The 12,578-nt window shown below is 36.5% G+C and carries 10 protein-coding genes and 1 tRNA gene; 7 read left to right on the top strand and 4 right to left on the bottom strand.

What is annotated here, in order from left to right; genetic code table 11:
- Window positions 1-58 precede the first annotated feature (58 nt).
- The gene (locus IPH66_11710; protein MBK7130013.1) at window positions 59-1,222 is read right to left on the bottom strand and encodes a 1-deoxy-D-xylulose-5-phosphate reductoisomerase; all 1,164 of its coding nucleotides are present in this window, start codon (window positions 1,220-1,222) and stop codon (window positions 59-61) included.
- Window positions 1,223-1,464: 242 nt separating this feature from the next.
- Between IPH66_11710 and IPH66_11705 the strand changes: the two genes are divergently transcribed.
- From IPH66_11705 to tig, 7 genes are all read left to right on the top strand, one after another.
- Window positions 1,465-2,241: a hypothetical protein gene (locus tag IPH66_11705; protein MBK7130012.1), complete on the top strand. Its 777-nt coding sequence runs from the start codon at window positions 1,465-1,467 to the stop codon at window positions 2,239-2,241.
- 401 nt (window positions 2,242-2,642) lie between these two features.
- Entirely contained in the window at window positions 2,643-3,467 is an 825-nt protein-coding gene (locus IPH66_11700; GenBank protein ID MBK7130011.1) for an OmpA family protein, read from the top strand.
- A gap of 425 nt (window positions 3,468-3,892) precedes the next feature.
- Window positions 3,893-4,972: a hypothetical protein gene (locus IPH66_11695; GenBank protein MBK7130010.1), complete on the top strand. Its 1,080-nt coding sequence runs from the start codon at window positions 3,893-3,895 to the stop codon at window positions 4,970-4,972.
- A 146-nt stretch (window positions 4,973-5,118) separates the two neighbouring features.
- Complete coding sequence (locus IPH66_11690) at window positions 5,119-6,516, top strand: PAS domain-containing protein (protein MBK7130009.1); 1,398 nt, start codon at window positions 5,119-5,121, stop codon at window positions 6,514-6,516.
- On the top strand, window positions 6,509-6,880 hold the full coding sequence (locus IPH66_11685) for a response regulator (protein ID MBK7130008.1): 372 nt from the start codon (window positions 6,509-6,511) through the stop codon (window positions 6,878-6,880). Before IPH66_11690 ends, IPH66_11685 begins: the two co-directional genes overlap by 8 nt.
- A 140-nt stretch (window positions 6,881-7,020) precedes the next feature.
- Window positions 7,021-7,102: transfer RNA gene (locus IPH66_11680), tRNA-Leu, on the top strand.
- Window positions 7,103-7,241: 139 nt separating this feature from the next.
- Complete coding sequence (gene tig / locus IPH66_11675) at window positions 7,242-8,594, top strand: trigger factor (GenBank protein MBK7130007.1); 1,353 nt, start codon at window positions 7,242-7,244, stop codon at window positions 8,592-8,594.
- Window positions 8,595-8,680: 86 nt separating this feature from the next.
- On the opposite strand, the gene IPH66_11670 is transcribed toward tig, so the two are convergent.
- The 3 genes from IPH66_11670 to IPH66_11660 all read right to left on the bottom strand — a co-directional run bounded on the left by IPH66_11670 (window position 8,681) and on the right by IPH66_11660 (window position 12,564).
- The gene (locus tag IPH66_11670) at window positions 8,681-9,412 is read right to left on the bottom strand and encodes a hypothetical protein (protein ID MBK7130006.1); all 732 of its coding nucleotides are present in this window, start codon (window positions 9,410-9,412) and stop codon (window positions 8,681-8,683) included.
- 154 nt (window positions 9,413-9,566) lie between these two features.
- Window positions 9,567-10,331 (bottom strand): carboxypeptidase regulatory-like domain-containing protein, encoded by a 765-nt coding sequence (locus IPH66_11665; GenBank protein MBK7130005.1) that lies wholly within the window; start codon window positions 10,329-10,331, stop codon window positions 9,567-9,569.
- Between the two features lie 28 nt (window positions 10,332-10,359).
- Window positions 10,360-12,564 carry a CotH kinase family protein gene (locus tag IPH66_11660; protein MBK7130004.1) on the bottom strand — a complete coding sequence of 735 codons (2,205 nt, stop codon included), beginning with the start codon at window positions 12,562-12,564 and terminating at the stop codon, window positions 10,360-10,362.
- Window positions 12,565-12,578 lie beyond the last annotated feature (14 nt).

The following is a 12,578-nucleotide window of genomic DNA, read 5'->3' as shown; positions in this document are numbered from 1 at the left end:
GGCAAAATTAATGGAAGAAAATAAAATGCATTACGGTAAATTCCCTAACTGACAAGAATCATTTTTTAGCCACCCACTCACCTACCATTTTGCGCACCTCAGCGTCAGTCTCTAATAATGATTCCAATGAAATAGTTTTGCTGTGTTGAGCACGCTGCATTGCTTTTTCGTTTAATTCAGCAATTTCCAAAAATCCAATTTTATCTTGCAAGAAAGCAGCGACGGTAATTTCATTTGCTGCATTTAAAATACAAGGCATATTTCCTGCTGCAGACATAGCTTGATAAGCTATTTCAAGATTGCGAAACGTAAACTTATCAGGCAGTTCAAAATTCAATGCAGCGTAATTGGCAAAATTGAATCGCTTATACTCTGTTTTAATTCTTTCAGGATAAGTCAGCGCATACTGAATAGGCAATTTCATATCAGGCAAACCCATTTGTGCTTTCATACTTCCGTCTTGAAACTGAACAATGGAATGCACAATAGACTGCGGATGCACAATCACATCAATTTGTTCAGCTTTTAAATCAAATAACCATTTTGCCTCAATCACCTCAAGCCCTTTGTTCATCATGGTAGCCGAATCAATAGTGATTTTTGCGCCCATTTCCCAGTTAGGGTGTTTGAGAGCCTGCGCTCTGGTGATATGCGCAAGTTCATCTCGTTTTTTTCCTCTGAAAGGACCACCCGATGCCGTGAGATAAATTTTTTCAATGGGGTTATGAAATTCGCCGGTAATGCATTGAAAAATTGCTGAATGTTCAGAGTCAACCGGATAAATATTTACCTTTTTTTCTCGCGCAAGCGGGGTGATAATTTCACCGGCAACCACAAGCGTCTCCTTGTTTGCAAGCGCAATATTTTTTCCTGCATTAATAGCGCGAATAGTAGGTTTAAGGCCTGAAAAACCAACCAGTGCGGTAAGCACAATATCAATCTCATCCATCTCTACAATTTCTTCCAGTGCTTTTTCACCGCAAAAGGTTTTTATGCCTTCATTCCACAAAACATCTTTTACTTTTTCATAACTTGTTTCATTGGTAATTACCACCGCATTGGGTCTATATTTCAATGCCTGATCAAGCAACAAATCAGCGTTATTGTTTGCGGTTAAAACTGATACTTCAAATTTATCAGGGCAGGCATCTATCACCTCAAGCGTTTGTTTTCCAATTGAACCGGTTGAACCCAGCAAGGCAATTTTCTTTTTTGAAGACATAGTACAAAAGTATCACTTGAATTTAGAAAATGGTATCATGATGTGGTGATTGTTCAATCCATTATCGCATTACCGCACATAAGTAGGCGCAGGTCGCGACCTGCGCCTACTTATGTGCGCCCACAACGTGAAATAACCATAAAACAACCGTATTGTTCAATACATAAGAATTTACAAGTTGAGAAAAATCGTTCAAATCATTTGAATGAATTAAATATCTTTAACCCATAATCATTTTAATTATGTCAAGATATTCAGTTTTCATTCTGGTTAGCATTTTAATAACCACGGGTAAGGTGCATGCCCAATCAGATACAGGTTACGTGCATTTGTTTGATATCAACGAACCCGTTTTTCCTGAAGGCACAGATGCGCAGCGTGAGCAATGGGCAAAAGAATTTATTAAATCAGCCCGGAATACAGAAAAAACAGCCGCCAATTATATCAAATACATGATAAACTATTTGGGGCCATTTGAAAATGAATTGAATATCTATGATTACGTATGGAATTATTACGGATTGACGGGCCGCTATCAATATGAAAATTTCATGAATACCGAATATGAATTATGGGCAGATAAAGAAACCACCCGTCGCGGATTTTTATACAACAATATTTCCAGATCCAATGAAAATATTCTGCGCTTATGGGGCGTTTTTGATGGGGTAGTTTTAACTATTGTCAAACCTTGCCTTGCAGAAAACAGAAAAGAGAGAAGATGCCTTGAAATACTAAAAGAGAACTATGATCATATACAATCAAAAAAAGGCAACATCAAAAAACTTTCAAAGCTGTATGAATTATTATCCAATGATAGTTGGGAAGATTATGATCAAATTTCAAAACTAGTGTATCAATTATCAACTGAAAATACCCACCCGGGCGTATTAGAAAAAAAAGGCTTCACCTACAGCTATGACGCCGAATGGTTTGTCACCTTTTGGGCGCGCCGACACCACGAAGGCTGCGCTGAAGCGGTGTATGAGGTTATTGGGGATATGTTGGAGGGGGAATAGGTAAATTTTTTAATTGGTCTGTTGGATTTGAGTGGTTCATTTCTTCTATGACATTCAAACACTCAAAGGCAGTATTCATCACTGAAGTAGTATTTGAGTTATGATGTTTCCCTAAATCCAATATTCGTATAACTAGGGATTTTGCGCGGGTATTATTGCGATTAATAAACTCTATTTTGTTGCATTTACCACAAGTCAAAACCAGTAAGAGTATACAGTGCAACATTTCTGGCCACTACATGCTTGAGTATGGAGTGAACCTTGTTTATTATATTACATTTGATAGGCCGATTAGGTATTATGCAAACAATTTTGAAGAAAAAAGGATTAAACAAATTGTGGGGATAATTGTGTGAACCGATTTCTGCTTAACTTAATGAAGTATCATAAAAATAAATAAAATGAAAAAGCTATTTCTAATACTAGTTTGTGCAACAATAACATTTCATGCATCAGCCCAAGATGATAAGCCAGCGTGTAAAGATGTTGAGCCAACGTACCTCAATCGATTTGAAGGTTTTTACATTTCAGATTGTCAAGAAAGCGAGTATAAGGAGCCTAATTTTGTATATTATCCGCCGGGAGGTGAAGCGGTAACGCTGTTAAAAGGTGGGCACTATAAGAAAATCTATTATTGGAAGAAAAGTACCGAAAGCCGAAAACTAAGTGCTGATCAAATTTATCAAAATTATTATAATGCTGTTCTACAAGCAAAGGGTAAAAAACTTTCTAAAATGTTTTTTACATTTTCAATTGAAAATAAAGAGGTTTACCTAATGGTAAATGCCGGTAACGGAGATGACGTGAGCAATTATAACATTGAAATACTAATTGTTGAAGAAATGGAGCAAGAAATTGTTCTAGACATCAAAAAAAGTATTGACACAGATGGTAAGGCACTTTTGTACGGAATATTTTTTGACGTTAATGAATCGGTAATAAAACCAGAATCTGAAAGTGAATTATTGTTACTCATCACATATCTTGAAGAAAATCCCACAGTAAATATTATCGTTGTTGGTCATACAGATAATACAGGTGACTTTGCCTCCAATTTGAAGCTATCTAAAGAGCGCGGACAAGCCGTTGTAACATATTTAATATCCAAAGGCATATCTGCCAGCCGTCTTTCATCTGATGGTGTGGGGTCTTTATGTCCTGTAACCTCAAACGAGACTGAAGAAGGCAGAAAGAAGAACAGACGAGTAGAAATTGTTTTGCAATAGTTGGGTTAATAATTTGAAAACATTTTTGCATTACTCATGACCTTATGTCATTTGTATTTAATTGTAAATTTTGGTCCATTAACGAAACAGTATATTGCAAATGCAATAGTCATTTAGGATAATTTTACTGAATTACTGGAGAGGGCTTCGGTATAAGAGTTGTAAATTTCTTATGTCTGTTCTCATCTAAAGTTATTATCCTTTCCGTCTTGTTTCTGATTATTGTTGGCATGGATTCTGTTTGGAATTTTCTTTATAAAAATCACACAAAAGTAAAGAGATCTGCCGTAATAGAAATTATAGATACTTTAAGTATTAAGTCACTTCATCCCCCCCAACCTGACTCATATCATGTTAAGCCTCACCGATAATTTTTACCTTTATCAAATCATCTCTATCTTCATGCATAACAAAACGCAATTGATATGAAAAATCTAATCACGTTATTTTTAATTTTATTCTGCTCTTCCAATTTTTTGTTTGCGCAAGAAACAGATTCTGACACTAGCAAAATAAAACCATTGCAGGTAGTTACTACGTATAATGGGCATGAATATATTGGCTATATTCTGAGTGATGATGGTCGTGAAATTTTGATTGAAACAGCTGATCTTGGAAAAATTTACATTCCAAAATTTGAGGTGAAAAGTATTGTCACTGTAGGTGAAGAAAAAGAAATTATATATGGAGAGTTCCGTGCGGCAAGTCCGTTTACAACCAGATACGCTTTTACAACGAATGCCTTACCGATTAATAAAGGTGAAAATTATGGCTTAATTAATTTATACGGTCCTGAAGTTCACTTAGCAGTTACAGATAATTTTAATGTGGGCATCATGTCAACTTGGATTGCAAGCCCCATGTTACTGGCATTGAAGTACACGCTGAAAACCAAGAATGAGAAACTCAATTTTTCATTAGGTACGCTCATGGGCACCTCTGGTTATCTCAATTCTTTCAGAGGGTATGGCGGAATTCATTTTGCAAATATGACTATAGGATCTCGTGAAAATAATTTTACGTTTGGTGCCGGTTATGCTTACCTTCAAGATGGATTTTATGACAACTATATTGACCCCGGAACCTATTATAGTGATCAGCCATGGTTTAGTATATATAGCTATAATACAAAATTAAGACCCATGTCAAGCGGGCCCATATTTTCTGTAGCCTGTATTGCGGCAATGGGAGCTAAAGCAAGTTTCTTTTTTGATTCTATGTTTGGTGTTTTTTACTCAACCAAAAATGTTGTTACTACTACAACCATTACTGAGCCATATTACAATCCAAATCCTCCTTATGATTATACGCCGGGCTATTATATGCATGTTGTTGAAGACAAAAAACAAGCAACTTGGGCTATGTTCTTAATGCCCGGCATGCGTTTTCAAACTAAAGAAAACAGGGCCTTTCAAGTTGCGTTGGCAGGTGTTGCTGCATTTCCTTCTGAGGGTGATGCATATTCAATTCCAATTCCAATGTGTACTTGGTTTTTTAAATTTTAAAGGAATAGTTGATAACGCGAAAACAAGGCTGAAATTATTCTGCACCTAGCTGAATATCTGCTAATTGTTTCACTTTTAAAAAAGATAATCAGCCTGAATGAAATGACCTTCATTTAAAAATGCTACTTTAGTCATAACCCTTGCGTATGACAAAGTCTCCCCTATACAATACTGACGGAAGTTTTAAAGATCATTTGTATTTCACTTTGGCGCAAGCATTACACCAATTGGTTATTGTGTTGGAGCCTGTTGAATACCGCATGCTATTTCTAAATCACTATCAACCCGGATACCATGAAGGCAATGTATTAGGTCATACCATTTTTGAATTTGTTGCACCGGAATACAATGAATTATACGCTCAAAAATTAGCAGAGGCAAAACAAACAAAAAAGATAGCAACGATACAAATTGTTGGACAATCATCAGAAAACAGTTCTGGCAAAGCATGGTATGAAACAAAAATTGTTCCGGTTGAAAATGCAGAAGGTGAAATCACCCATTTGTTTTTGGTTTCAGAAGATATCTCCATATTAAAGCAACGTGAACTTGAATTAGCAAATGCAGCTGAAAAAGTAAAATCAATCATCAATAATACAACAGACATTATTTGTTCTATTGATACAAATTTCAATCTGATTGAATTCAACCATGTATTTGCGCAAATGGTGCATCTGGCAGTGAATAAAGAACCTTCAGCAGGAGACCCGGTATTGGAAGTTATAGATCCAATCAGGCATGAAAAACTTAAAGAAATCTATCACAAAGTTTTGCAAGGAGAGCGCCTTACAGACGTAGAAGTTTTTCATTCTGCCACCATGGGCAACATGTCGTATGAATCAAATTATCATCCCATCTACAATCACGACGGAAAAATAATTGGCATCAATATTTTCTCAAAAAATATCACTGAGAAAGTGAAACAGCAACATGATCTTGAAAACGCATTGAAAGAAAAAGAGATTTTACTTGCTGAAATTCATCACCGCATTAAAAATAATCTCGCTCTTGTATCCAGCATGCTTGAGTTGCAAGAACTGGAATCAGATAATCCTGAATTATCAATGGCCCTTTCAGCAAGTCGCAAGCGCATAAAATCTACTGCGCTGGTACATGAACTTTTATATGCCAGTGATAGTTTTAAAACCATTTCACTCAGTGATTACCTGGTAAAATTATTTGAATTTGTGCGGCCTGATGAAACGCATCAATTAAACATTGCAGGTGATGACAGTAAATTACAAATTAATCAGGCAATGCCGCTTGGGCTTATGCTCAATGAGATCATGACCAATTCTGCAAAACATGTGCTTACCAAAATGCAACACACCAAAACAGTAATTGAACTTCAGCAACACGGCACCAAATTGCAGATAACCTATCGTGACCATGCAGGTACTTTTCCTGAACAAGTATCATTTGAAATAAGTGAAAGCACCGGTCTTACCCTTATCAGAACATTTGCAGAACAAATGGATGGTGAGATAAAATTGATCAGTAAAACTCCCGTTGTATATTTTATAGAAATTCCATTGCATGCCTGAAAAGTCTCTGATCATATTAGCTGAGGATGAGTTGTTGATTGCAACTGTATTAAAAAAACAGTTAGAGTCAAAAGGCTTTGAGGTAAAACATGTTGTTGACGCAGATCCACTCTATAAATTATTAGAAGATCATCAACCCGTTGCATTGATTTTGGATTGCCAGTTAAAAAACAGTAACGGCATTGAAGCAGTGCGTAAAATTCGCGCATCACATAGAGAAATGCCGGTAATTATTACAACCGGTAATGCAATGCAACAAGCAGAAGACGAGGTCAAACAAATTTCAAATTGTAAGGTTTTAATTAAGCCGGTTCTGTTTGGAGCCATACTTGAAACCTTGTCCAATTTTGGTGTTAACTCTTAGAAAAACAGGGCTTTCTGCCAGTATTATTAAGTACCATTTCATACTTGATTGATTGTTTCATCAACTTTTTCAGGTAGGATAGCGGTATCAACCAAAAAAACTACTTATCTTTGCCGTCCCTAAAACGATAGGATGCCCTTGCGGGTATGGTGAAATTGGTAGACATACCAGACTTAGGATCTGGCGCTTCACGGCATGGGGGTTCGAGTCCCTCTACCCGCACACTGAATCAGTGCGAGTGCGAAGAGCGGGAGTGTTAACGCACTCTTCACTCACTCTCACGCTCACACTGATTTTTTTATTTTATTAAATTTTTACGCCGGCTCATTGCGGCAAAAATTAAATTGTAATACCATTTGCTATGAACGTAGTAGAAGAAAAAATTGATAATCTGAACGCTGTTCTCAGGGTTAAAATTTCAAAAGAAGATTATAGTGATAAAGTTGAAAAAGCGCTGAATGATTATCGCAAGCAGGCAGTTATGCCCGGTTTTCGTCCAGGCAAAACTCCTTTGTCATTAATCAAAAAGAAATACGGTAAAGGTGTTTTAGCTGACGAATTGAATAAAGCGGTGAATGAATCACTGCATGATTTTATTAGCAAAAATAACATCAACATTTTGGGTAATCCGCTTCCAAAACAAGATGAAGAAGTAAAAGGAGATTTTGATAATCCTGCTGATTTTGAATTCGCTTATGAAATTGGAATATCTCCTGATATCAACCTAAATCTGGCTGATACAAGTTTTGACTATTTTAAAATTGACATTGACAAAAACATGCTGGATAAAGAAATTGAAAATCTGGCGCGTCGTTACGGTAAATTAGTTTCAGCTGATGTGGTTGGTGAACGTGATATGGTGCTTGGAAAATTTACTGAGCTTGATGGCGATCAACCAAAAGAAGGTGGTATTTCAAATACTTCAACCATTTCAATGGAATTTATTTCTGACTCACCTGTAAAGAAAAACTTACTTGGTGCTAAAGTGGGTGATGAGTTTGTTGTTGATCCAAAAATGGTTTCAAAAGGCGTTGCAGATATGTCTGCTATGTTAGCAATTTCAAAAGAAGAAGCTCAAAATTTACAATCACTTTTCAATTTTGCTATTACTGAAATTAAACAGATGATTCCGGCAGAAGTAAATCAGGAATTGTTTGATAAAATATTTGGAGAAGGCAATGTAAATTCAGAAGATGAATTACGTGCAAAAATTTCAGAAGATCTTGCACGCATGTTTGCTAATGATTCAGACCGAGTTTTCACTAATAACGTTACCAAAAAATTAATTGAAGGTAGTGGTATAGAATTGCCTGAACCATTTTTGAAAAGATGGATCATGGCAACGCAGGAAAAAATATCTCCTGATCAACTTGAAACCGAATTTGAATCATATCGCAACAGCATGAAATGGCAGTTGATTCAAGGCAAACTCATTCAAGAAAACGATATCAAAGTTGAGCCACAAGAGGCAATTGATCACGTGAAAGGTTTAATGATTAATCAATACGCACAATACGGTATACCTGCGCCTGCAGATGCTGAACTGGAAAAATACGCCAGAAATGCGCTCATGGATAAACAAGAAGCTAACCGCATTTATGATAATTTGTACAATGCTAAAATTTTTACGCAACTAAAAAGTATGGTAAAATTGAATGAGAAAGTTTTGTCTTATGAAAAATTCATTGAAGAAGCTTACGGCACTAACAAATAGAATATTTCATTGAAAATTGAAAAAAGCCATCATGATGATGGCTTTTTTTTCTCTATCTATACAAATATACCTTCAAAAGCTCAATCCTATTTACCATTCACTTCAACCGGATCTATTATTTCAATTTCTTCATCAGGGTAAACCTCATTCATTATAAACACCACGTTGAAGGGAAATTCATCTCTGAAATGGACTATTTCTTTCTTGGTTAATCTACACAATTCAATTTGTTTCCAGTCTTGAACAAAATAAATGTAGCCTTGGCATAATTGATAAAGTGTTTTTTCAAGACAAGCCGGTGAGGTTAAATCTTGCCATTTGATAATAATTCTTGCATCATCAAATGCATATCTCTCCAACAAACTAAAATCATTGTAATACTTAAATACATCCGATGCTAAAGAATCAATTATTGAAAAATTTCCATCAACTAAAAACTCATCTTTACTATTAATCAGAATATGGAGATAATCAGGTCTCAAACCACAATAAATTTCACTACCTGTGGTTTTATTCAATCCGTGTAAAAACTTTACGCTGATATTTACTTCATATTGATCAAATAGCAAAGGTATGTTGACATTAACTGCAGGAACAGTATCAAGAAAATCTTGACCAAATTCAGTAATCAACGTTTTTTTAATTTGCTCCTTGTTGTAATTTTCTTTGAATTTCAGCACGCACTTTGGCGTTTCTTCTTGGAACAGTATATTGATGCTTTTGCAGTAATTGCTGCTTGTTTCTCCTTTCTTAGTAGATTGACAAAGCGGAATAAACGCAGAAGACAACACGCATAATAAAAATATAATTCGCAGCATGCAAGTATATGAGATGTTTTACTAAGATAATAGATTATTCTCTTGGATTATATTTTGCACCTTGCGAATTAACGCCAAATGTTTTCGCTATTTGACAAAATATTTTCAGGTAATTTAACCTGCATATTCTCTAAATATTTCTCAAGCACTACATTCAATAAACCATCTCCAATACCCCGACATCAACCACTGATTTGTTTTGCTTAATTTCAAGGGTAACTGAATTTTTTACGGTAGCATTGGAATTTACCGTGTCTTGTGAAACTACATACAAGGAATAGTTACCTTTCACCAGGTTGTTGAATCTAAAGTCTCCGTCTCCTCCGGTGCGCACCTCATCACCGTAGGTAGTTTCATTGCCATACACCAAATAAACACGTGCATCAGCTAAAGGCATGGCATCTCCAAAAAATTCGTCTTCACCCTGATCAGCAATATTGATTTCAAAATTGGTGGTCATGTTATTTGCATCAGGCACAGCGCCCGCAATTTTATTAGTAAGTACCAGCACGTCTTGTTGAACTGTTACATCAAAATTTGCACCTGCAATTGTGGTAATGGCAGTTGAAGTATTTGTTGCAATATCAAGATTTGAATCACTGTAGTTGAATGAAACTTCAATTCCAGTTCTGCCTTCTAAATGTGGGTCACCATCAGAAATCCAACCTGGATTATTATACCACACGTAATAAAATGTTCCGCCGGTTGAGTTGTTGATTAACCAATAATCACCATGCTCTAATTCACTTCCCTGACTAACAATTACCTCTGTGATTTCAGTTTTTGCCGGTTCAAATTCAATACCGTGAATGATGCCCGTAATACTTGACGTGCCGCCGGGTCCTTCAGTTTTATTGCATGCTACAAGGCTGATCAAACTAAGTGATGAAAACGCGATGAATGATAATTTTTTTTGCATGGTATTTAAATTAGTTGAATAACTTGAATCATGATTTTACAAAGTGTGCAGTTTCCATGCTGCCATCTTCAAATTGCATTTGTATAAAATAAACTCCGTTTTCAAGTGGTGAAATATCCAGTATTGTTGTCTGATTTTGTTCAGATGCTTGCAGGCATAAAATTCCCGCTGCATTGGTGATGCTAATATGTGTTGGTGTTTTATCTGTCAGAAAATGAATTTCAAGATAAGCAGATGCCGGATTAGGATACATAGTAAAAGTATTTTCTTCTACCATATTTTCTGTTCCCAAATCATCACATGATCCATACATATTTGCATCTAACCAGGCAAGGCGTTGTGTTGTCCAATCTTTGAGATATTGAATTTCTTCAGCGTAGGTTGCGCCAACAAAATTATTTGGCCAGAGGTAAATACCAAGTATAGGCCACTTGGTATAATTGCGTTGCTGAGCTTCATCTAAATACAAAGCCATGCTGTCAATCCAAAGCAGTAAACTATCGGTATGCAAAACATCTTGTCTAAGTTCTTGCCAACGACAATTGGTGAGATGAACATAGTCAGGATCTTCAAGCAAACGAGTCCACCAGAACGGATTTTGCAAACCGCCGCCACCGCCGCATACTGAATTAAAATCATGCTCCCATCCGGTTGTCAAACCACCATCACAATAGTCTGCATTGCCCCAAGCGAGATTAAAATCCCACAAGGGTCCGGCAACTATTTCTCCTCCATCACTTAATCTTTCTTTATATAAAAAAGTACTGATGCGATATCCATCTACATTTTTAGAAATTTCATTGACAATAAAAAAATCTACAAATGAAAGTTCATCTATATAAGGCGCATAACCCAAAACAGGATCAGTAAAATTTGGTCCTGCTAAAGCATCTTCCCAATCAGTTACATAATCTTCAATATATTGTAATTGCAATGGGTGGAGACTGTCTAATTCAGGATCATGCAACTGAAATTCAATTGGTCCCCAACCGGGTGCCGCGCAGGTGTACGGAGATGTCCATGCAATCACACCACCGCCGGTAGTTTTGTCAACTTTAATAATGTAACCACCGGTGATCTCATTTCCAACCGTGTCTTGATAATTCAATTCGTCAATATCAACTCGTCCGGGATTTTGTTTGATGCGTTCCATAAAAACATACACTCCCTGATATTCTCCGTTGAGAATTACTTCACATAATTGTGTGCGTGGCGACCAGTTGCCCATTTCATTTCCCAATTTATAAGTGAGCACATTTCTGATCAGTGATTTATCATTGTATGGTGCGTATAAGATCCAATCATTATCAGCAGGCCAATCAAAAATTGATACGTTATAATTAATTTCAGGTGACGGCCCGTGTGATTCAATGCTGTATGATTTCATAGGAAATCCGCCTGAAGATGAGCCTCGTGTTTCAATTCCTATTTCACCGTAAAATTCATTGAATGGATCAGATATTACATTGTCTTGCCCCGGTCCGTTATAAATAATACCCATGGTAGCATTTATTTTAGGTTCATCAGGAATTGAAGAGCCGTAAGTATCAATCACAATGATGGGTAAATTAGAGCTGGTGAGTTCAACCGGCGGCACAAACCATGTTGGCACTGTTCCGTAATCAGTATTGGTATTATTGATACCGGCTGATAAAAAAACACGAGATGAAAGATCACTTGACCCGGCAGATTGATTGTGTGTTTGAACGCAGAGAATATTGGATCCATTTTGAAGAGTTGAATTCACAAAATCTTGATCAAGGGTAATTTGATACGGGTAAGCGCCTTGATATAATTGCGCTTCATGTAAACCGGTGGCTACATCATTATAATCAGGCATGCCGACATAATCCATTTCTGAACGGGCAATTTCAACACCGTTGATGTAGGCAACAAAACCATCGTCATAATCTATGGTGAAAACCAATTTTTCAATGGCACTTACATCAGTAATATTAAAATTGATGCGTTGATACACTGAAATGGTTCCGCCGGGTAAGGTGGTATTATCATCACCGTCAGACATTCCAAATCCGCCGGGACCTGTTGACCAGCCTGAGTCATCATACCATGATAAAATCCATGTTGGCCAAACTGCTGAAGATGGTGTCAGGTATTTCCAATTGTCATCTTCATACACGATAGTTTCATAATGATCAACTTGCGCAAAAGAATTATAGCGAAGTAAAATACTCAGAACAACAAATGCCAGTATGTGTATTTTGAATTTCATGCAGATAACCAAAG

This window comes from Crocinitomicaceae bacterium (assembly GCA_016708105.1).
Taxonomy (GTDB): Bacteria; Bacteroidota; Bacteroidia; order Flavobacteriales_D; family Crocinitomicaceae; genus JADJGJ01.
The sequence above is the reverse complement of the archived record's forward strand: the minus strand, read 5'-3'. Positions and strand labels throughout refer to the sequence as shown.

What these genes read in the sequence shown, in the direction of transcription:
- IPH66_11695 (MBK7130010.1), top strand. Translation starts at nt 3,893, where the DNA reads ATGAAAAATCTAATCACGTTATTTTTAATTTTATTCTGCTCTTCCAAT.
- IPH66_11705 (MBK7130012.1), top strand. Translation starts at nt 1,465, where the DNA reads ATGTCAAGATATTCAGTTTTCATTCTGGTTAGCATTTTAATAACCACG.
- IPH66_11665 (MBK7130005.1), bottom strand. Translation starts at nt 10,331, where the DNA reads ATGCAAAAAAAATTATCATTCATCGCGTTTTCATCACTTAGTTTGATC.
- IPH66_11700 (MBK7130011.1), top strand. Translation starts at nt 2,643, where the DNA reads ATGAAAAAGCTATTTCTAATACTAGTTTGTGCAACAATAACATTTCAT.
- IPH66_11690 (MBK7130009.1), top strand. Translation starts at nt 5,119, where the DNA reads ATGACAAAGTCTCCCCTATACAATACTGACGGAAGTTTTAAAGATCAT.
- IPH66_11710 (MBK7130013.1), bottom strand. Translation starts at nt 1,222, where the DNA reads ATGTCTTCAAAAAAGAAAATTGCCTTGCTGGGTTCAACCGGTTCAATT.
- IPH66_11660 (MBK7130004.1), bottom strand. Translation starts at nt 12,564, where the DNA reads ATGAAATTCAAAATACACATACTGGCATTTGTTGTTCTGAGTATTTTA.
- IPH66_11670 (MBK7130006.1), bottom strand. Translation starts at nt 9,412, where the DNA reads ATGCTGCGAATTATATTTTTATTATGCGTGTTGTCTTCTGCGTTTATT.
- IPH66_11685 (MBK7130008.1), top strand. Translation starts at nt 6,509, where the DNA reads ATGCCTGAAAAGTCTCTGATCATATTAGCTGAGGATGAGTTGTTGATT.
- tig (MBK7130007.1), top strand. Translation starts at nt 7,242, where the DNA reads ATGAACGTAGTAGAAGAAAAAATTGATAATCTGAACGCTGTTCTCAGG.